General features: G+C 73.6%; 13 protein-coding genes. All 13 read left to right on the top strand.

Going from position 1 to position 21,899, the window contains the following annotated elements; genetic code table 11:
• Positions 1-19: 19 nt before the first annotated feature.
• The 13 genes from EAO76_RS21590 (at position 20) to EAO76_RS21530 (ending at position 21,823) form a co-directional block, all read left to right on the top strand.
• Positions 20-1,957: a non-ribosomal peptide synthetase gene (locus EAO76_RS21590; RefSeq protein ID WP_148837604.1), complete on the top strand. Its 1,938-nt coding sequence runs from the start codon at positions 20-22 to the stop codon at positions 1,955-1,957.
• A complete protein-coding gene (locus tag EAO76_RS21585; RefSeq protein ID WP_148837603.1) occupies positions 1,954-5,430 on the top strand; it encodes an AMP-binding protein in 3,477 nt (1,158 codons plus the stop codon). Before EAO76_RS21590 ends, EAO76_RS21585 begins: the two co-directional genes overlap by 4 nt.
• On the top strand, positions 5,427-7,172 hold the full coding sequence (locus EAO76_RS21580; RefSeq protein ID WP_148837602.1) for a non-ribosomal peptide synthetase: 1,746 nt from the start codon (positions 5,427-5,429) through the stop codon (positions 7,170-7,172). Before EAO76_RS21585 ends, EAO76_RS21580 begins: the two co-directional genes overlap by 4 nt.
• Positions 7,169-10,333 carry a type I polyketide synthase gene (locus tag EAO76_RS21575; protein ID WP_262375639.1) on the top strand — a complete coding sequence of 1,055 codons (3,165 nt, stop codon included), beginning with the start codon at positions 7,169-7,171 and terminating at the stop codon, positions 10,331-10,333. Before EAO76_RS21580 ends, EAO76_RS21575 begins: the two co-directional genes overlap by 4 nt.
• Positions 10,330-11,529 carry a MupA/Atu3671 family FMN-dependent luciferase-like monooxygenase gene (locus EAO76_RS21570; protein ID WP_148837601.1) on the top strand — a complete coding sequence of 400 codons (1,200 nt, stop codon included), beginning with the start codon at positions 10,330-10,332 and terminating at the stop codon, positions 11,527-11,529. Before EAO76_RS21575 ends, EAO76_RS21570 begins: the two co-directional genes overlap by 4 nt.
• Complete coding sequence (locus EAO76_RS21565; protein WP_148837600.1) at positions 11,526-12,461, top strand: aminotransferase class IV; 936 nt, start codon at positions 11,526-11,528, stop codon at positions 12,459-12,461. The genes EAO76_RS21570 and EAO76_RS21565 overlap by 4 nt, the downstream gene beginning before the upstream one ends.
• 68 nt (positions 12,462-12,529) lie before the next feature.
• A complete protein-coding gene (locus EAO76_RS21560) occupies positions 12,530-13,285 on the top strand; it encodes a thiazole biosynthesis family protein (RefSeq protein WP_148837599.1) in 756 nt (251 codons plus the stop codon).
• Between the two features lie 96 nt (positions 13,286-13,381).
• A complete protein-coding gene (locus EAO76_RS21555; RefSeq protein ID WP_148837598.1) occupies positions 13,382-14,188 on the top strand; it encodes a thioesterase II family protein in 807 nt (268 codons plus the stop codon).
• Complete coding sequence (locus EAO76_RS21550) at positions 14,185-15,981, top strand: non-ribosomal peptide synthetase (RefSeq protein WP_148837597.1); 1,797 nt, start codon at positions 14,185-14,187, stop codon at positions 15,979-15,981. The genes EAO76_RS21555 and EAO76_RS21550 overlap by 4 nt, the downstream gene beginning before the upstream one ends.
• On the top strand, positions 15,978-17,189 hold the full coding sequence (locus EAO76_RS21545) for a cytochrome P450 (RefSeq protein ID WP_262375638.1): 1,212 nt from the start codon (positions 15,978-15,980) through the stop codon (positions 17,187-17,189). The genes EAO76_RS21550 and EAO76_RS21545 overlap by 4 nt, the downstream gene beginning before the upstream one ends.
• A gap of 38 nt (positions 17,190-17,227) precedes the next feature.
• Complete coding sequence (locus tag EAO76_RS21540) at positions 17,228-18,466, top strand: cytochrome P450 (protein ID WP_148837596.1); 1,239 nt, start codon at positions 17,228-17,230, stop codon at positions 18,464-18,466.
• Positions 18,463-19,824 (top strand): condensation domain-containing protein, encoded by a 1,362-nt coding sequence (locus EAO76_RS21535; protein WP_148837595.1) that lies wholly within the window; start codon positions 18,463-18,465, stop codon positions 19,822-19,824. The genes EAO76_RS21540 and EAO76_RS21535 overlap by 4 nt, the downstream gene beginning before the upstream one ends.
• A gap of 88 nt (positions 19,825-19,912) precedes the next feature.
• Positions 19,913-21,823 (top strand): ABC transporter ATP-binding protein, encoded by a 1,911-nt coding sequence (locus tag EAO76_RS21530; RefSeq protein ID WP_148837594.1) that lies wholly within the window; start codon positions 19,913-19,915, stop codon positions 21,821-21,823.
• Positions 21,824-21,899: the final 76 nt, after the last annotated feature.

Here is a 21,899-nt window from a genome sequence, read left to right as displayed (position 1 = left end):
GCGAGGAGTGGAGGACAGGATGGCTGAAGCACTGACCCTGGAGGGGCGGAGCGCGGTCCCGGCGGCGGGCCCCGGGGTGCGGTCCCTGGCGGAGGGATTCGCCGACGCCGTGCGCAGGCATCCCGACCGCACGGCCCTGGTCGCACCGGACGGGGTGCTGACCTACCGCGAACTCGACCGCGGGTCGGGGGCCGTGGCCGCCGCGCTCCGGAACCGGGGCGCCGGGCCGGAGCAGCGGGTGGCGCTGCTCCTCGGCCGGGGCACCGCACTGCTGACGGCGCTCCTGGGCGTGCTCAGGTGCGGCGCCGCCCATGTGCCCCTGGATCCGGCACTGCCGCCGGAACGGCTCGCCTTCATGCTCGCCGACAGCGGTGCCGGATGGCTGCTGACGGACCCGACGACGGCCGCCTCGCCGCAGGGGGAACTGCTCGTACGGCAACGGGCGGGCACATCCGCAGGCACCGGGCCGACCTCCGACGTCCAGGCCCTGCGGATCGACGGGCTGCTCCAGGAGGCACCGGACGACGTTCCCCCCGTCCCGCCCGTCGACACCCGAGGACTCGCCTACGTCCTCTACACCTCGGGAACGACCGGCCGGCCCAAGGGCGTGGCCGTGGAGCACGGGAGCGTCATGGCCCTGGTCGACGCACTGGCACGGGCGGGCGTCACGGACGGCTCCGCGCGACGCGTGGGATGGAACGCGAGCGTCTCGTTCGACGCCTCGGTGCAGCAGTGGAGCAGGGTCTGCCGCGGGGACACACTGGTGCTGCTCGACGACCGGGTCCGCCAGGACCCCGACGAACTCGCCCGCGTCATCGAACGGGAGCGGCTGACCGACCTCGACGTGACGCCGTCCCACCTCGCTCTGCTCGTGGACCGGCTCGACCGCGCCCCCCGGGAGGAACCGCTCAGAATGCTCATCGGCGGCGAGGCCCTGCCCGCCGGCCTGTGGGACGAGCTGCGGGAGCTGGAGGAGGCGGGCTCCGTACGGGCCGTCAATCTCTACGGACCCACCGAGTGCACCGTGGATTCCACCGTCGCCCCCGTGGCCGGGAGCAGCGTCCCGCACCTCGGAGAGGCGCTGCCCGGGGTACGGGTCCACCTGCTGGACCATCGGCTGCGTCCGGTCGCCGACGGCGTGCCGGGGGAGATCCATCTCGCGGGCAGCGGGGTGGCACGCGGCTACGACGGCAACCCCGGACTCACCGCCCGGTGCTTCGTGCCGGACCCGTTCGCGGGCGACGGAACCAGGATGTACCGCACCGGTGACCTCGCCGTTCGGCAGCCCGGCGGCGAACTGGAGTACCTGGGCCGGCAGGACGGCCAGGTGAAAATACGGGGCCACCGGATCGAGCTGGGCGAGATCGAGTCCGTGCTCACGCGTGTGCCAGGCGTCCGCCAGGTCGTGGCCGCGGTCCATGACGACCTGCCGGGCGGCCGGGGAATCGCCGTCCACTACACCTCCCGCGAACGGGAGGTGCCCGCCGCCGCCCTGCGGGAAGCCGCCCGGCGGGAACTCCCCGCCTACATGACGCCCGCCGTGTTCGCAGCCGTCGACCGGATTCCGACCACGCCGACCGGCAAGGCGGACCGGGCGGCACTCGCGTCCCCCGCGGCCACCGCGGGCCGGGAGGGGGACGCGTTCGTGGCACCCGAGGGCCCCACGGAGACCCTGCTCGCCGAGGCGTGGTCCGCGGTGCTCGGCGTCGGGCCGATCGGGGCGCTGGACGACTTCTTCCTGCTGGGGGGCCAGTCCGTGCTGGCGATCCGGCTCGCGGGCCGGCTGCGCCGGGTACTGGGCCGGGCGGTGCCGATGGTCGCGGTGTTCGAGCACCCCCGCCTGCGCGATCTGGCCGCGCACCTGGACTCCGCGGCCCCGCCGCCCGCACCGGGCCGCGGAGTCCACGGGACGGACCCGGGCCACGGGGCCCACGAGGACGAGGAAGGAGGGAAGTGAACGTGGAGGAGCCCGCCCTCGACGTCCTCACCGCCCTGCGGGGGCACGCCGCGCAGTACCCGGACAGGATCGCGCTGTCCTGGCTCACCGGTCTCGACGAGATCGAGGAGTCACTGACCTACGGCGACCTGGACGTCGCCGCCGCACGGATCGCCGGCGCCCTGCGCACCCGGACCGTGCCGGGGGACCGGGTCCTGCTGGTGCAGCCGCCGGGGCTGACGTTCGTGACCGGCTTCTTCGGCAGCCTGTACGCCGGCTGCGTGCCCGTCCCCGTCTACCCCCTGCTCAACACCGAGGAGGAGATCGCCCGGATCCGTCGCATCGTCGCCGACAGCGGCGCCGGGCTGGCCTGGACCTCCGACGAGGGCATGGCCGCGTACGTGTCGCAGCGGACCGGCCTGCCCGCCCTGTGGGAGCCGTGCGGGGAGGAGTTGCGGGCCGACGGCCCGGCGGACCCCGACGCGCCGGCGTTCCTCCAGTACACCTCCGGCTCGACCGGGCGGCCCCGGGGAGTGAGGGTCAGCCACGGGAACCTCGCGGCGAACCTCACGGCCATCCGCGACGCCTTCGAGCACGACCGGGACACGACCGTGCTCAGCTGGCTCCCCTCGTACCACGACATGGGGCTGATCGGGAACATCCTGCATCCGCTGCACACGGGCTGCCGGGCGTACCTCGCCTCGCCCCTCGACTTCATCAGCCGTCCCCTGTCCTGGCTCACCGCGGTGCACCGCCACGGCGTGACCACCAGCGGCGCACCCGATTTCGCCTACGCCCTGGTCAACAAGACCCTCGAACGGCAGGGCCCCATCGGGGACGGCCTCGACCTCAGCCGGTGGCGCACCGCCTACAGCGGGGCGGAGCCCGTCGCGCGCGCGACCCTGGAACGGTTCGCGGAACACCTCGCGGCCACGGGCTTCCGCAAGGAGGCGTTCGTCCCCTGCTACGGGCTGGCCGAGGCGACCCTCCTGGTGAGTTCGGTCCCGGTGGGCCGGGGCACTTCGGTCCGCACGGCCGAGGACGGCACCTCCGGTGTGTCCTGCGGCGTGCCCCGGGGATGCGACCTGGCCGTCGTGGACGCCTCGGGAAGCGCCCTGCCCGAAGGGCGGATCGGCGAGATCGCGGTGAGCGGCGCCGGCGTCGCCACCGGCTACTGGGCCCGCGACGGGCGGGACCCCGACGTGTTCGGCACGACGGTCACCGGGGAGGCCGGACAGGATCTGGGCGCGACGTGGCTGCGCACCGGCGACCTCGGCTTCCTGGCCGACGGCGAACTGCACGTCACCGGACGGGCCAAGGACCTGATCATCGTCCGCGGCCGCAACCACTATCCGCAGGACCTGGAACGACTGGTCTGCGCACACGCCGACGTCCTGCGCTCCGGCTGCGCGGCGGCGTTCGCGTCCCCGGACGGCGAGGGCGTCGTCGTGGTCGCGGAACTCCGTGACGGCGAGCGGCTGACCGATGCCGACCGGACCCGGCTCGCCGGGGCCGTCGCCTCCGCCCACGGCGTGGCCCTGACGGAACTGGTGGCGGTGGCGCGCGGCACGGTGCCCAAGACCACCAGCGGCAAGATCCGCCGCCAGGAGTGCCGCACCCGCTTCCTCGCCGGCGCGTACGACGCGGCCCGCGCCGGAAGCGGCGCCGCCCCCGCACCGGGGACCGACGGCGGCCCCCGGGCCAGAGTCCGGCGCGTCGTCCGCGAGGTGCTGGGCGTGGACGTGCCCGGTGACGAACCGCTCGTCCGCCACGGCCTCGACTCCCTCAGAGCCGTACAGATCGCGACCGGCATCGCCCGTGAATGCGGACGCGACCTCTCCGTCGGGCCGATCCTGGCCGGGATGACCCCGGACGAACTGGTGCGCGCCGTGGCGTCGGAGCCCATGCGCCCCCTCGCCGCGGGCGGGGCCACCGAGTGCCACGGCCGGCTGTCCCGGGCCCAGGAGGCCCTGCTCTTCCTGCACATGCTCGCGCCCGAGAGCGACGAGTACACCATCGCGTTCGCCTGGGAGCCCGCCGGGGGCACCGACCTCACCGCGCTCGACGGGGCGCTGCGCACCGCCCTGACCCGGCAGCCCGAACTGGCCATGCGCTTCGAGACCGGTGCGGACGGGACCCGGCGCGTCCCCGTCGCCGAGGAGGAACTGCGCGCCGCCCTGGCCCTCGAACCCCGTCCGGTGCCGGACGAACTGATGGAGGAGCGGCTCGCCGAAGCCGCCGCCACCCCGTTCCGTCCCGCGAAGGGGCCGCTGCTGCGGTGCCACCGCTGGCAGTCGCCCCGGCGGACCGTGTACCAACTGGTGGTCCACCACCTGGTGACGGACCTGTGGTCGCTCGCCCAGATCATGCGGGACGTCGGCGAACTCTACTCGGCGGAGATCACCGGACGGCCGGTGCTCCTCACCAGGACCACCCCCTACGACGCCTATGTCGAGGAGCAGGAGGCGTACTCCGGCTCCGCCGCGGCCCTGGAGCGGGACGCCGAGCTGCGCGCGCTGATGCCGACCCGCTCCCGCCCGCTGGACGTGCGCACCGACAGCCCCCGCTCCGCCCGACGCGCCGTCAGGGGGCGACGGGTGACCACGAAGGTCCCGCGCACCGGGATCGGCGCGATTCCGGGGAAGGACCGGGTCGCCCTGCTCACCGCCCTGTGGGCGGCGACGCTGCACCGGTACGGCACCCCGGTGCCGGTGGTCGTCGGCGTCCCGGTCAGCGGACGCACCGCCGGGCGCCACGGAGGCATCGGCGGCCTGTGCACGAACACCGCGCCGATCGCCGTGGACATCGACCCCGAGCAGCCGCTGACGACCCTCACCGAAGAGGTGCGCCGGCAGCTCGACCGGGCGATGGAGGCGGGGATGTACCCCCTGGCACGTGCCGTGGAGGTGGTCGGACCCACCCGTGAACCGGGCCGCACCCCCCTCGTCGAATCGATGATCACGGTGCACGAGAACCCGTTGCCCGGGACGCCGGGGCTGCTCGCCGCCCTGGCCGGGCACGAGGCCGAACTCGTCCTGGGCGAACTGGCCCTGCGCACCGTGCCGACACCCGCGCGCAGCACCCGGTGCGATCTCGACCTGGTGATCACGCCGCTCGACGACGGGTACCACCTCGCCCTCGACCACGCCGCCGACCTCTTCACCGCAAGGACGGCCCGCGCCGTCCTGGACACCTTCGCCGCCGCGCTCGCCGCCTCCACCTCCGCCACCGGTGGCGAGGACCGGTGCCTGGGGGACGTGCTGGTGCTGTCCCCGGCGGACCGCGAACTGCTCGGACGGGTCGGCCGGCGGGACGGCGACCCCTTGCGGCCGGGAGTCCTCGAACGGATGCGGCACCTGGCCCGGGAACGGCCCGACGCCCCCGCGGTCGAGGGTCCGGACGGCGTTCTGACCTTCGCCGGGTTCACCGACCGGGTGGACCGGGTCGCGGCCGCGTTGCGGGCCGTCACGGAAAAGCCGGGAGGACGGTCATGAACGACAGGATCCGCACCGAGCCGTCCGCCCCCGCCGGGGCCGGCCCCGAGGACCGGAGCCGGGCCGACGGACTCGCGAGCCGCCAGGCCGCCCTGCTCGTCTCCGCCCCCGAGGACTTCACCGTCGGCATGTACGGAGCCTGGAGCGCCGGGCTCGGAGTCCTCCCGCTCCCCGTAGAGTTCCCCGACGAACGACTGCGGCACATGCTGGCCGACTGCCGCCCCGTCTGCCTGCTCAGCTCCGCCGAGCTGGAGGAACGCGCCCGGGCCCTGGTGAGCGGGCTGCCCCACGAGATCACGGTGCTCGGGATCGAGCAGGCCGCCTCCGCCGCCCCGGAGCCACCGGCCCCCGAGCCGGACGGGCCGACCGCCGCCTTCACCGTCTACACCAGCGGGTCCACGGGCGCCCCCAAGGGCGTCGTGATCCGCCGGGACCAGATCGAACCGCTGATCGAATGGTCGGGCCGCACCTGGCGCCTCGGCGCCTGGGCCCGGATCGCGCAGACGCTCTCCCTGGGTTTCGACTTCGGCCTCCAGGAACTGTTCACGGTCCTCCCGTTCGGCGGCTGCGTGGTCGTGCCCCGGCGCGAGGACCGTGCCCACGCACTGTCCTACGCCCGCTTCCTGCGCCGCGAACGGGTCAGCGTACTGTTCACCACCCCGTCCTTCGCGGACGAGCTGATCGCCGCCGGACAGCCACTGCCCGACCTGCGCCTGGTGCTCCTCGGCGGCGAGGTCCTGCGCGCCTCCACCGTGGCCGGTCTGCGGGCCCTCGTCCCCGCGGAGTGCCGGCTGTTCAACGGCTACGGCCCCACCGAAGCCACCGTCAACTGCCTGATGTACGAGGTGCCGGCGGACCTGCCCGACGCCCTGCTGCCCCCGGTGCTGCCCACCGGCAGCGCCTCCGCCTCCGCCCGGATCGAGATCGCCGACGAACACGGCAGGCCCCTGCCGGTGGGGGCGGTCGGGGAACTGCTCATCGGCGGGACCGGAGTCGCCGACGGCTACCTGGGCAGGCCCGAACTGACCGCACGGCGCTTCGTCGCGGCACCCGACGGCAGCGGGACCGTGTACCGCAGCGGCGACCGGGCGTACGCCTCCCACGACGGCCACGTCGTCGTTCTGGGCAGGGCCGACCGGCAGGTGAAGATCCGGGGATTCCGCGTCGAACTCGGCGAGGTCGAACACGTGCTGCGGTCCGCCCCCGGGATCGCGAGCGCCGTGGTCAGGGTGGTGGGCAGGCCCGGCCGGCTCGTCGCCTTCGTCACGGGCGCCGGGGTCCGGCACCGGGCGGTCCTGGAGCATGCCGCACACCAGCTGCCCCCGGCCCTGGTACCGGAACAGCTCGTCGTGCTCGAACGACTGCCGATGACGACGAACGGCAAGCTGGACGACGCCGCGCTGGAGCGCAGCGCGGACGACGCGTACGCGACGCCCGTGTCCGCGGACGCCACCCTCGCCGATGTGGAGGACACGGTCTGCCGGCTGTGGGCATCCGTGCTGGCCGTCCCCCGGGTCCCGCCGGAAGCCAACGTGTTCGACCTCGGCGCGCACTCCCTCGTGGTCACGCGGATGCACGGCCGTCTGGAGGCGGCGTTCGGCTCCCCTCTCCCCGTGCACCACCTCTTCGAATACCCGTGTCCACGTGACCTGGCCCAGGCGCTCGTCGCACGACGGAGGGAAGAGGCATCCCGCCCCCGCGGCGGAGTTCTGTCAGCAGCGACAGTGAAGGACGTACAGTGACTCGGATTCCCGCACACGAGCATCCCGACTCGATCGCGATCACGGGAATGGCGGCGAAGCTGCCCGGCGCCCGGGACGTCACGGAGTTCTGGCGCAACCTGCGCGAAGGCGTCGAGAGCATGGCCCGGCACAGCCGGGAGGAGATGCTGGCGAACGGTGCCCGGCCGGAGCAGCTGGACGATCCCCACTACGTCGACGTCTCGGCCCCGCTGGACGATGCCGACTGCTTCGACGCGGCGTTCTTCGGCTACTCCGCGCGGGAAGCGTCGATCATGGAACCGCAGCACCGGGTGTTCCTGGAGTGCGCGTACCACGCCCTGGAGGACGCGGCGTACGACAGCAGGCGCCACCGGGGACTGGTCGGGGTCTACGGCGGTTCCACGATGAACACGTACATCCTGCACAACGTCATGCCGCACGCCGACGACGTGGTCGCCCTCGTCGGCGACCTGCAGACCATGCTCGGGAACGACAAGGACTACCTGACCACCCGGGTCTCGCACAAGCTCGATCTGAGGGGCCCGAGCGTCGCCGTGCAGACGGCCTGCTCGACCTCGCTCGTCGCGGTGCACATGGCGTGCCGGGCACTGCTCGACGAGGAGTGCGACACGGCACTGGCGGGCGGCGCGTCCATCCGCATGCCCCACGCCGCCGGGTACCTGGCCAACCCCGGGGGCACCTCCTCGCCGGATGGTCACTGCCGGACCTTCGACGAGGACGCGGGCGGCAGCGTCGTGGGCAGCGGCGCCGGAGTGGTGGTGCTGCGCCGGCTGGCCGACGCGCTGCGGGACGGCGACCGGATCCACGCCGTCGTCCGGGGCTCGGCCATCAACAACGACGGGCAGGCGAAGGCGAGTTTCACCGCACCGAGCATCGACGGCCAGAGCCGCGCGGTCCAGCGCGCCCTGCAGCGGGCCGGGGTGACGGCCGAGGAGATCTCCCTGGTCGAGGCGCACGGCACGGGCACCCCGCTCGGCGACCCGATCGAGGTCGCGGCCCTCACCCGGGCGTTCCGGTCCTCGACGGACGCACGTGACTACTGCTGGATCGGCTCCGCCAAGCCCAACATCGGCCACCTCGACGCGGCCGCGGGCGTGGCGGGCCTCATCAAGACCGTCCTCAGCCTCAAGCACCGCCGGGTCCCCCCGCTGGTGAACTTCCGCAGGCCCAACCCCAAGCTGGAGCTCGCCACCTCGCCGTTCCGGGTGGCCACCGAACTCACCGCGCTGGAGTCCGACCAGCCCCTGCTCGCCAGTGTCAACTCGCTGGCCATGGGGGGAACCAACGCCCATGTCGTCCTGGAGGAGGCACCCGTCGGCCGGACCGGCGGGCCGACCGGGCGCCGACGCCATCCCGTTCTGCTCTCGGCCGCCGCGCCGGAGAGCCTGGAGGAACTGAGCCAGAACCTCGGCCAGTGGGCCCGGGAGCACCCGGAGGTCCCCGTCGCCGACCTGGCCTTCACCCTCGCCACGGGCCGCAGGGACCTGCGCCTGCGGCGCGCCCTGCACGCCCGCGACCTGGAGGACGTGGCGTTCGGGCTGTCCGCGCGGGGCAGCCGCCGCCAGCGGGAGTCCCGGGCCAGGGGAACGGTGCGCACCGCCTTCCTGTTCCCGGGCCAGGGAGCGCAACGGCCCGGGATGGGCGCACGGCTTGCCGCCGGGGACCCCGTCCTGGCCGGACACCTCGAAGCGGCGCTCGCCGCGCTGGACCCGTGGACGGGACCGGAACTGCGAGAAGCGCTGCACGCGGACCCGGACGACGCCGCGGCGCGGGCCGTGCTCGCCCGGACGGAACTGACCCAGCCGGCGCTCTTCGCCGTCGAGTGGGCGATGGGCCGCACCCTCCTCGACTACGGGATCCGCCCGTACGCCATGCTCGGCCACAGCGTCGGGGAGCTGGTCGCCACCTCCCTCGGCGGGGGCATGGACCTCGCCACGGCCGCCGAACTCGTGGCACGGAGGGGCAGCCTGATGGCCGCCGCGCCGGAGGGCGCCATGCTCTACGTGAACCTCTCCGAGCGGGAGGTCGAGGACCTCCTCGGCGACGGGCTCTCCGTCGCCGCCGTCAACGCCGGGCAGCTGGTGGTGGTCTCCGGGACCCCGCAGGCCGTCGACGACCTGGCCGGACGGCTGCGGGCCGACGGCGTGCCGCACGGCCGGCTCGATGTGACCCGCGCCTTCCACTCCCCGCTGATGGACGGGGCGGCGGCGGACTTCGCCAAGGCGGTCGGCGCACACGAACTGAGCGGCACGACCGTGCCCGTGGTCTCGGACGTCGACGGCGCCTACCTCACGGAGGAGCGGGCCACCAGCCCGGACTACTGGGCACAGCAGCTGCGGCAGCCCGTCCGGTTCGCGGACGGACTCGACACCCTCGCCCGGGACGGGGTCACCGTCTTCATCGAGGTCGGCCCCGGGCGCTCGCTGAGCAAACTGGCCCAGGCCGCCACGGACGACACGGTGTGCCTCGCGACCATGGCGGACGGGAGCGGCGACGAACCGCAGGACCTGCTGGACGTCCTCACCGACCACTGGCTGGAGGGCGGTGAGGTCGACTGGGCCACGTACTACCGGGGCGAGCAGCGGGTCCCCGTCTCGACCCCGGGCTACCCCTTCGCCCGGGTCCGCCACGGACTCGCGCCGGGCGCGCACACCGCCCGCCCGCGCCCGGCGGCAGCGGCGGAGCCCGTGGCCCGGGCGACCCCGGCCGGGGCCGCGCCCGCCGCGGCCCGCACCGAGCGGGGGACCACCCCGATGCAGCGCTATGTGGCGGGGCTCTGGGCCCAGTTGCTCGGTGACGACGGCTTCGGCCTGCACGACAGTTTCTTCGAGATCGGCGGCCACTCCCTGCTGGCCATGCAGATGGTGACCCAGATGCGCAAGGACGGCATCGAGGAGCTGGAGATGACGGCGCTCTTCGAACGGCCCACCGTCGCCGACCTCGCGGCGCAGCTGGAGGCGCTGGGAGCCCGGCCGCCGGAGGGGACCGGCCCGACGACGCGGACGACCGACTCCGGAACCGGTACGGCGGACGCCGGGACGCCGCCACCCGGAGTGACCGAGGCGGAGGCCGACGAGGCGCTGCTCGCCGAGGTCGCCGCCCTCACGGACGAGGAAGTACGCGCCCGTCTCGCCGAGCTGGAAGGAGAGGAACGCCCGTGACCGAGCGACCCAGGGGGAACGTGGTGCTGGACGGCCTCGACGAGGAGCGCAGGCTGCTGATCGAGCGGCTGCGGGGCCGGCGGACCGGGCCCGAGGGGGCGAGCACCGACCCCGTCCCCGCCCCGGCCGGCGACCGCACCGCCGTCGTACCCCGGATCAGCCTCTTCTTCTTCTCCGCCGACACCGACGACAACGTCCGCGACAAGCACGACCTCGTCCTCGAATGCGCCGAACGCGCGGACGCCCTCGGCCTGGACGCGGTATGGGTGCCGGAACGCCACTTCAACGCGTTCGGCGCCCCCTACCCCAGCCCCGGACTGCTGCTCGCGGCGATCGCCGCCAGGACGCGGCGCATCGCGCTCCGGGCGGGCAGCGTCGTCCTGCCGCTGCACGACCCGCTCCTGGTGGCCGAGGAATGGGGCGTACTGGACTCGCTGAGCCGGGGACGCACCGGCATCTCCCTCGCCTCCGGATGGCACACGGACGACTTCGTCCTGAACCCGGAGGGATACGAGGAGCGCAAACAGGTCCTCGAAGAAGGGCTCGCGGAGCTGCGCACCCTGTGGGCCGGCGGCAGCGTCGTACGCCCCGGGCCCGGGGGACGCCCCGTCGAGGTGCGCACCCACCCCCGCCCGCAGCGCAGCCCCGAGGTCTGGCTCACCAGCTCGGGCAACCCGGAGACCTGGCGCACCGCCGGGCGGCTGAACCTGCACGTGCTGACCGCGCTGCTGGAACAGCCCCTCAAGAACGTGGCCGAACACGTGCGCCTGTACCACGAGGCGCTGGCCGAAGCGGGGCACCGGCCGACGGACCGCACCGTGACCTGCATGCTCCACACCCACCTGGCGGCCGACCCCGACGCGGTGGCCGGACGGGTGCGCGGCCCCCTCGGCCGCTACCTGCAGGAGCACATGAGCCTCTTCACCAAGTTCGCCGCGGGCAAGGACATCGGGGTGCGCCCCGAGGACGTCTCGGAGGCGGACAGGAAAGCCCTCGTCGAGCACGGACTGCGCCGCTACATGGGCTCGGCCGGCCTGTTCGGCTCCGCGGAGAGCTGCCTGCCCTTCGTGGACCGGCTGGTCGACGCCGGGATCAACGAGCTGGGCTGCCTGGTCGACTTCGGCCTGTCACGCGCCGAGGTACTGGAGAGCGTCGACGAACTGGGACGCCTGCGTGCCCTGCTGGAGCGGCGATGAGCACGCCGCGGGCCGCCTCGCCGCAGCTCGGCGCCGTCTCCGTGGCCACGGTCGTCGAAGGGGCCCCGGGGCTCACCTCGGTGCCCTTCGGCAGCAACAGCGTCCAGCACGGGACCGCCGTCTTCGAGGGGATACGGAGCCACGCCGGCCCCGGCGGACCACTGCTGTTCCGTCTCGACGACCACATCGACCGGCTCCTGGCATCGGCCGCCGCCCTGGGCATCGAGCACCCGTACGGGAAGGACGAACTGCGCCGCATGATCGTCGGGGCGACGGCGGCCACCGGCCTCGCCGACACCTACGTGCGGCCCGTCCTGTACACGCCCGAGGCGAGACTGGGCGTCGACCTGGCCCGGTTCGCCTTCCGGTTCGGCGCGGAGACCTGGGCCGCGCCCGGCACCGGGACCCCCGCGGGACCCGGCATCCGGCTGACCGTGTCCCCCTGGGCCAGGCCGTCCCCCCGCACCTTCCCCACGGGGGTCAAGGCCACCGGCAACTACGCCGTGTCGGCGCTCGCCAAGACCCGGGCCGCCGAGGCCGGTTACGACGACGCCGTACAGCTCGACCCGCACACCGGGCGGGTCGCCGAGGCGACGATCGCGAATGTCTTCGCCGTCCGCTCGGGCCGGCTGGTCACCCCCTGGACCCGGGAGAGCCTGCTCCCCGGCATCACCCGGGACACCGTCCTGCGGCTGGCCGAGGACCTGGGCGTCGACACCGGCGAGGAGCCGCTCACCGTCGACGACCTGGCCGGGGCCGACGAGCTCTTCCTCACCGGAACGGCGCTCGGCCTGGTTCCCGTCGCGCACTTCGAGAACCGCGAACTCCCGCCCGAAAGGCCCGTGTTCGACCGACTGGACCGCGCCTACCGCGACTGCGTCGGAGGCCGCGTGCCCGCCCGCCCCGGCTGGCTCACCCCGGTCGTCCGGTGAACACCGGCCGACCCCCGAAACCTCATCCGAACCCTTCCCGTCCGCCGCTCCCCGCCCCGAGGAGAACCGTGATAGACCTCTTCCACTGCTTCGGCGCCCAGCCCTCCCACCGAGTGACGACCCAGCTGGCCGTCGAGATGCTCCGGGCCAGCAAGTGCTCCTACCTCGCCGTCAACACGCACACCATCGACAGCGTGGACGACGGCGACGACCTGCCCGTCGGCTACGCCGACGCCACCCTCGGCGGCGTGCGCGACCTCGTGGGCGGGGAGTTGGGACTGCGCCCGGTCCTCAACATCAACCACCCCACCACGGCCGCCGAGGCGGTCAAGCGCGCCCGGCGCGCCGTCGAACTCACCGGCATCCGCGTCATCAAGCTGGAGGTCCTGGACCCCGGCCTGAAGCTCGGCGTCAACGAGGAGGTCGTCGCCGCCGCCCGCGAGCTGATCGACGACGGTCTCGAGGTGTGGCCGCTGATCACACCTGACCGGCGCACCTTCGACCAGTGCGTCGAACTCGGCAGCACCATGGTGCGGGTGATGGGGTCGGGGATCGGGGCCCGCCGGGGCATCGCCCCCGAGTCCCTCGACGAGGTCACCGCCCTCCTGGAGGGGAGCCCCGTGCCGGTGATGCTCGACGGCGGGATCGGCTCCGTCGAGCACGTCCGGGACGCCTTCCGCCGCGGATTCCAGTCGGTGCTCGTCAACTCGTGCCTCTTCGCGGAAGGCACCGACCCGGTGCGCGCGCTGGCCGGGTTCCGCGCCGAGGTGGACCGGGCGGCGACCGCCCGTGCCGAGCGCCCCAAGGACTCCGCCCTGCGATGACGGGGGGCCGGTCACCGCCGGGCGGGTCCGCGGGAGCGGGCACGCCCGGCGGGCACCGGACCGCCGACCCGTGCGCCCGCGACTTGGAGGACAGTGATGCGATCGACCGGACGGTGGTTCCTGCGCCCTCCGTCCCCCGATGCCGAAGCCCGGCTCTTCTGCCTGCCCTACGCGGGGACGGGCGCGTCCTCGTACCGGCACTGGCCCTCCCGCGTCGGGGACCTGGAGGTCTGCGCCGTGCAGCCCCCCGGTCGGGAGGGGCGCGTGGGGGAAGCCCCGTACGAGACCTTCGACGCCTTCGCGGAAGGCGCCGCCGAGGCCCTTCGGCCGCACCTGGACCGGCCCTACGTCCTGTTCGGGCACTGCATGGGGGCACTGCTCGGCCACGCCCTCGCCGCCCGGCTGGAGAGCCTGGGCGTACGTCGGCCGAGCCTGCTGGTCGTCTCGTCGGCGAAGGTCCCGCACGAGCCGCCCGAACGGCGCTACCGGCCACCGGGCCCGGGTCTCACCGGGGTCTTCCACCCGTCCATGACGGACACCCAGTTCGCCCAGGAGATCCAGGCCGTGGTGGACGCCACCGGCGGCGGCGAGGTCCTGCCCGAACTGATGCCGCTCGCCGTGCGCGTGCTGCGCGGGGACGTCGAGATGTGCTTCCGCTACACGGCCCCCGGGCCCGGACCGCTGACATTCCCCATCACCACGATCGGCTGGACGGACGACCCCGAGACGGCACCGGCCGACATGAGCCGGTGGAACGCGTACGGCACGGTGCGCCAACGCGTGCTCGCCGGCGGGAAACTCACCTACCTCTCGGCGCCGACGGCCCTCATCAGGCTGATCGACGAGGAGTTCACCGAAGCGGTCACGGACACCGCACCGAACGGTTCAGGAGCCGCAACATGACGGAGAGCCACCCGGAGACACTCGTCGACCTGCTCGCACGGAGCGCACGGCACCACCCCGACGCACCGGCCGTGAGCGACGCGACGGGCGGGCTCACCTACACACAGCTCACCGAGCGGGCCGAGGCCCTCGCGGCGCGCCTCGCCGAGGAAGGCGTGGCACCCGGCGACGTCGTCGCCGTCCACATGCCCCGGGGCGTCGGCGTGGTCGTCGCGGTGGTCGCGGTGCTCACCGCGGGCGCCGTCTACCTCCCCGTCGACGAGGTCTACCCGCGGCGGCGCCGCGAGCACATGCTCCGGGACGGCCGCGCCACCGCGGCGATCACCGCCCCCGGCTGGGCGAAGCGACTGGCGGCCACCGTCCCGTACGTCATCGAATGGGAGTGGGACCCCGGCCGGGAGGAACCGCCGCGCACCACGCCGCCCACCGGGCCGGCCCGCCCGCTCCCGGCGTCGGGCGCCTGCCTCCTCTACACCTCCGGCTCCACCGGGACACCCCGGGGAATCGTCCTCGAACACCGGCAGATGGTGGGCTTCGCCGTCGACGAGGCCCTGCCCCGGCTGGGGCCCGGCCACCGCTTCGCCCAGGCGTCCGGCATCTCCTTCGACACCTTCACCTTCGAGGTGTGGCGCGCCCTCGCGGGCGGGGCCGAGATCGTGGTCACGCCCGGCATCCCCGAACTGATGGCCACCGACCTCGGCAAGGAGATCCGGCGACGCCGTGTCACCGCCATGCTCGCCCCCGCCGTCGCCCTCAACCACGTGGCGCGCCACGACCGGGAGGCGTTCGCCACGCTGAGCCTGCTCTGCTCCGGCGGGGACGTCCTCCTTCCCGCCACCTGTCGGCAACTGCGCGAGGGCGGCTTCGAGGGGGACCTGTTCAACCTCTACGGTCCGACCGAGACGACCGTCGCCTGCACGGGCTTCCCGGTCGACGGCCCGGTCGGCCCCGAGGAGCAAGTACCCATCGGCAGCGCCTTCGAGGGCGCCGGACTCCATGTGCTCGACCCGGCGATGCGTCCCGTTCCGCCGGGCGAACCGGGGGAGCTGTACGTGGCGGGCAAGGGCGTCGGCCGCGGCTACCACGGCCGGCCGGGGCTCAGCGCCACCCGGTTCGTCGCCGACCCGTTCGCCGCGGACGGCTCGCGGATGTACGCGACGGGCGACCGGGTCGTACGCGACGCCGACGGTGTCGTGTCCTACCTCGGACGCATCGACAACCAGGTCAAGATCAGCGGCCACCGCGTGGAACCGCTGGAGGTCGAACAGCTGCTGCTGCGCTGCTCGGGGGTGTCCGAGGCCGCGGTCACCGCCGCGGGGGAGGCGGGTGAACGCAGGCTGGTGGCGTTCGTCGTACCGCAGGAGGGGACGCGGCTGGTGCTCAGGGAACTGCGTGCCGAACTGTCCCGGGACGTACCGGCCCCGCTGGTGCCCGCGGAGATCGTCGTCCTGGAGACCATGCCGGCCGATCTCCACGGCAAGCGCGACTGGAGGGCGCTGCTCGACGTCCGGGACGACCGGGCGGCCCGGCGCGGTGCCTACGCCGAGCCGAGCACCGAGACGGAACGCTTCCTGGCCCGGGTCTGGGAGGACCTGCTGGCGGTCGAGGCCGTGGGACGGAGCGACGACTTCTTCGCGCTCGGCGGCCACTCGCTGCTGGCGGTGCGCGTACGCCTGCAGGTCGGCCGACGGCTGAGCGTCGAGGTCAGCCCCGAGGCCCTGTTCGAGCACAGCGTCCTGGAGGACCAGGCGCGGCTGATCGACACGCTCAGGAAGGAGGCGGTGCCGCAGTGACCACCTCAGTGATCGACCTCACCGATCTCGACCTCTTCACCGGGGGCGACCCGCACGCCGTCTGGAAGGAACTGCGCGCGGAGCACCCGGTGTACTGGAACGCCACGGCGCAGGGCGGATTCTGGGCGCTCACCCGCATGGAGGACGTCACGGCCGCGTACGTCGACGCCGCCGCCTTCTCCTCCCGGCAGGGCACCGTCCTGGGCGGCTCCTACCGCAGGGAGGCCGACTCCGCGTCGGGACGCATGCTCATCGCGTCCGACGACCCGCAGCACCGCCTCCTGCGCCAGCAGATCCACAAGGCGTTCCTCCCCGAGCTGGTGGAACGGGCCAGGCACGCGGTGCGGGGCGGCGTCCGCGCCGCTCTCGACAGGTTCCAGAACGAGGGCGGGGGCGACTTCGCCCGGGAGGTCGCGCCGGAACTCCCCGCCGGGCTGCTGGCCGTCATGTTCGGCCTGGGCCGCACCGACGCCCTGCACCTGCTGTCGCTCACCCGCTCCATGATCGGCTTCCAGGACCCCGCGTACCGGTCCTCCTCCGCCGGGGCCACCGGGCTGGCCGCCACCCAGGTCGAGATCTTCGACTTCATCACCGCGCTCGTCGAGGAACGCCGCCGGTCACCGGCCGAGGACCTGGTGACCATCCTGCTGAACGCGACCGTCAACGGCCGCGGCCTCACCGAGGACGAGATCCTCTACAACTGCCTCAACGTGGCGGTCGGGGGCAACGAGACCACGCCCTTCACCGCCGCCGCCGCGGTGCAGACCCTCATCGACTGGCCCGACCAGGCAGCCGTGCTCAACAGCGAACCGGACTGCCTGCCGACCGCGCTCGACGAGATCTTCCGCTGGACCTCCACCAACGCCTACGTCCAGCGCACCGCGACCCGCGACATCGACCTGCACGGCCGACGGATCGAAGCAGGGGACTCGGTGACCCTCTGGAACGCCTCGGCGAACCGCGACGAGAGCCAGTTCGCCGACGCGGACCGGTTCGACGTGCGACGCACCCCGAACCGGCACATCGCCTTCGGCGTGGGCGCCCATCGCTGCATCGGCATGGGGCTCGCCCAGATGGAGGTCGGTCTCCTCCTCCAGGAGATCGCCACCCGCCGCCTGCGCTTCGAGCCGGACGGCCCGCCCCGGCAACTGCGCTCGAACTTCATGCTCGGGCCGACCCACCTGCCCGTGCAGGTGCGCCTCCCCTGACGTACCGGCCCCACCCCTCCCGGCCAGGAAGCAGCCTGATGAACCGTCCACCCCTCCCGACACGGGACCTCGACCGGATCGACCTCGCCGACCCGCGCCTGCACGCGGAGCACGACCTCGGCCCCGTCTGGCGCCGGCTGCGCGACGAGGACCCCGTCCACTGGCAGCCGCCCCGGGGCACGCGGGAAGGCTTCTGGGTACTGACCCGGCACGACGACGTGCGGGCCGTCTACGGCGACGCCGTGCGCTTCACCTCGGAGCGCGGCAACGTCCTCGACGCGCTGCGGGGGGACGGCGACTCGGCGGGCGGGCGCATGGTCTCGGTGACCGACGGCCCGCAGCACACGGCGCTCCGCCGGCTCCTGACCCGGAGCTTCTCGCCCGGTGCGCTCGCCGCCACCGAGGGCCTCATCCGCGACGCGGCCCGGCGACTGCTGCGGGACGCGCTCGACCGGGGCCGTTGCGACTTCGCCCGCGACGTGGCCGCGGCCATACCGCTGACGGCCATCGGTGACCTGCTCGGCGTGCCCGTCGCGGACCGTCCGCACCTCCTGGCCATGACCTCGTCGGCCGTCTCCTCGGTGTCCCCCGACCACACCGAGGCCGACGCGTGGAAGGCGAAGAACAACATCCTCTTCTACTTCGCCGGCCTCCTGGAGGACCGCCGGGCCGAACCGCGGGACGACGTGACCGGCCTGCTGGCGACCGCCAGGGTCAGAGGACGGGCGCTCACCGACGACGAGATCGTGTTCAACTGCTACAGCCTCATCCTCGGCGGGGACGAGACCACCAGGCTGACCATCGTCGGCATGGCGTACGAACTGGCCCGCAGACCGGAGACGTGGCAGGCGCTGAAGGACGGACGGCTGGATGCCGACCGGGCCGTCGAGGAGTTCCTGCGCTGGACCACGCCGTCGATGCACCAGGGACGCATGGCCGTCGAGGACAGCGAACTGCACGGCCGACGCATCCGCGCGGGCGACATCGTCACCCTGTGGAACGTCTCCGCCAACCGCGACGAGCGGGTCCACGCCGACCCGGACCGGCTCGATCCGGCCAGGGCCTCCAACCCCCACCTCGCCTTCGGCGCGGGACCGCACTTCTGCCTCGGGGTCCACCTCGCCCGGCTGGAGATCAAGGTCGTCCTGGAGGAACTCCGCGCGATGGTCGGCGAGATCCGTCTCGCGGGCGAACCCGAACCCGTGTACTCCAACTTCTTCGGAGGCATGAGCAGTCTGCCGCTGGAACTCGTCGCGGACGGGGGAGCACGGCGGTGAGCGACGGGGCCCCGGCGGTCGACCGCGCGCGGCTGGCCGCGCTGCTGCGCCACCGCTCCGGGCGGCCGGCCACGGCGGCGCTGCCGCTGACCGGGACACAACAGGGAATGTGGCTCGCCGAACAGCTGGCGCCCGGCCTGTCGGGCTACCACGACGTCGCCGTCCTCCGCCTCACCGGCGCCCTGGACACCGGGGCGCTGCACGACGCGACCCGGTCCGCCGGGGCGGCCCACGAGGCGCTCCGGTGCCGGATCGTCGGCACCGACGAGCCCCGTCAGGTCTTCGACGCCGAACACGTCGACTGGAAGGTCCTGGACCTGTCGGCGCTGCCCGAACAGGTCCGCCGGGACCGGGTGGACCGCTGCGTCGCCCTCGCCTCCGCCGAGCCCTTCGCCCTGAGCGAGGGGCCGCTGTGGCGGGTGCGCCTCCTGCGTCTTTCCGCCGAGGAGCACCTCTTCGTCTGCGTCGTGCACCACCTGATCTCCGACGGCTGGTCGCACGGGGTGCTGCTGCGGACCCTGCTGGCCGGCTACGGCGCCCGCGTCCTGGGCCGGGCACCCGAGCCGCGGCCCCCGGCCACCGGCTACCGGGACTGGCTGCGCGACCGGCTGGCGCGGGAACGGGCCGCCACCGCGAACGGGACGGCGGACCTGGTCGCCCGCGAACTGCCGCGCGAGCCGTACCGCTTCGGCCATCCGGACCTGACCGGGAACCGCGGCGAACGGCGCGCGGTCGGTGTGCGGGTCCCCGTCCCCGACGCGCAACGGCCGGCCTTCGCCCGGACCTGCGCGCGGTCCGGCGCCTCCGTCTACATGGGACTCACCGGTCTCCTGGCGCTGCTCCTCGCCCGGACCACGGGGGGGACGGGGGCCGTTTTCGCCGCCCCCGTGGCCGTGCGCCGTCCGCAGGACGCCCCGGTGATGGGCTGCATGGTCAACGCCGTGCCCGTCGTGGTGCGGACGACCCCGCGCGACACCCCCGAACAGGCCGTTGCCCGGGGAAGCGAGGCGGTGCTCGCCGCGCTCCGGCACACGGACGTGCCCTACCGGGAGGTGGCCCGTGCGGCGGGACCGGTGCTCTCCACCGCGGATCCGCTCACCAACGTCGGGACCGAGCAGTTCAACGTCACCATGTCGGCCGTACGGCTCGGGCCGCTGACGGTCGAACCACTGCCCAGGGCCTCGCTGCACCTGCGCCACGACCTCACCCTGAGCATGGGGGAGGGCCACGGAGGACTCCTCGAACTCTGGTCCCCGCCCGCCCTGTGGAGTCCCGGAACGGTGTCGGAACTTGCCGATGAACTGGCTGATCTTGTAGTGGCTGCGGCAGGGGGGCGGCGGCAGAATCTCTCCGCATAACCAGTCGTCGTGAACCGGGCCCGTTCCAGGATGTCCCGGCCCCTTGCCACGAGAGCGCGAGCCGACGCCGCGAACGTAAGGATGGAACGTGTCAGCGGAGAACCATGTCCTGCCGGGCCGGGAGGCCGATTCCGGAGAGGACCGGCGAACCCGGAGACCCCCTGCTCCGACCGTCGTTCTGCTCGGCGAGCTCGTCCGCGCGAACCGGTCGCGCACCATCGCCCTGACGGCGCTGATCGCGGTGATCGCCGCGCTCCCGGCCGCGCTCGCCGTGGCGTCGGGCCTGCTCGCCGGTGAACTCGCCGGAACGGCCCGCGGCGAGGGGACCCCGTTCCTCGCGGGCGGGGCGGCCGCCGCGGCACTCGTGCTCGGCGTGGTCTTCCTCCTGCTCCAGGTACTGCCCCCGCTGTCCCAGGCATGGGCCGAATCGCTGGGCCGCAGGCTGGGCCGTCAGGTCGGCGTGCGGGTCATGTCCGCACTGCAACGCCCCGCACGCGCCGCGGACACGGAGAGCCCGGAGTTCCGCGGGCTCGTGTCCGGCATCAACGCGGGCATGTCCGGCACCCGGGTCAGGGACGCCGTGGTGGGCGTGGCCAACGTGGCGGTGATCCGGGGCGGCGCCGTGCTCGGCGCCCTCGTCCTGTTCGCCTACCGCTGGTGGGTGGCCCTGCTCCTCCTGGCCGCCTACGCGTACGCCATGACCACGGTCTCCCGCCTCTACCAGCGGGGCCTCGAATCGGCGGAGAGCACACCCGCGCTGATGCGGCGGGTCACGTACCTCAAGGACACCCTGACCACTCCCGGGATGGGCAAGGAGGTCCGGGTCTTCGGACTCGCCGACTGGCTCGTCGGCCGCTACCGCAGGGAATGGGGCACCGCTCTCGCCCAGGTGCGCGGGGGACGGGGAACCGTCGCCAGGGTCTCCCTGCTCAGCGGCGGAGCCGTCCTCGTGGCCCAGACCCTGGTGTTCGTCCTGCTCGCCCTCGACGCCAGGAACGGGGACCTCTCGATCGGCCGGTTCACCACCTTCGCCGTGGCCGCGATCGGTCTCGTGGGGCTGACCGTGCTCACCCCGGACCTGCTGAACATCGCGATGGGGGGCGCCCTGCTGAGCCAGGTGCGCGAACTGGAGGAGCACGCCGCCCCGAACCGGCCCCCCGGGGACGACACCACGGGCGCCGGGACCGCGCGGAAGCCGGACACACCCCCCGTGCTCGCCCATTCGATCGTCTTCGAGAACGTGGGCTTCCGTTACCCCGGCTCGGACGTCTGGGTGCTGCGCAACCTCGACCTCACCCTCGAAGCGGGCAGCTCCGTCGCCGTCGTCGGGGTCAACGGGGCGGGCAAGACCACCCTCGTGAAACTCCTCGGCGGACTGTACGAACCCACCGAGGGCCGCATCCTGGTCGACGGCGTCGACCTCGCCCGGGTCGACACCGAACAGTGGTGGCAACAGTTCGCGGTCCTCTTCCAGGACTGGATCCGCTGGGGACTGACCGTGCGCGAGAACGTCCTCATGGGCGCCCCGGACGAGGAACCGGCCCCGGCGGCCCTGGAGGAGATCGCCCGCGCCGCCGGGCTCGACGAGGTCGTCGCGAAGCTGCCGGACGGCTGGTCCACCGTCCTCGACCGGGCGTTCGGCGGCGTCGACCTCTCCGGCGGCCAGTGGCAGCGCGTCGGCATCGCACGGGCCCTCTGGGCGCTGTACCACGGGGCCGGCGTCCTGATCCTGGACGAACCGACGTCCGCCCTCGACGTACGGGGCGAGACCGAACTCCACGACCTCCTGCTCGACATCACCGAGAACAAGACCGTCGTACTCATCTCCCACCGCTTCTCGACGGTGCGGCGCGCCGACCGGATCGTGGTGCTCTCACGGGGCGCGGTCACGGAACAGGGCACCCACGACGAACTGGTCGCCATGGACGGCGACTACGCCCGGATGTTCCGGATCCAGGCCGACCGATTCACCCCGGAGACGGAGACGAAGACACCGTGACGACCGAACGCCCCGCCGCCCCACCGGCATCCGCCGAACCCGAACGCCCCGCCGCCCCACCGGCATCCGCCGAACC

This window comes from Streptomyces sp. sk2.1 (assembly GCF_008120935.1).
Lineage (GTDB): Bacteria > Actinomycetota > Actinomycetes > Streptomycetales > Streptomycetaceae > Streptomyces.
This window is presented reverse-complemented; position numbering and strand designations above follow the sequence as displayed.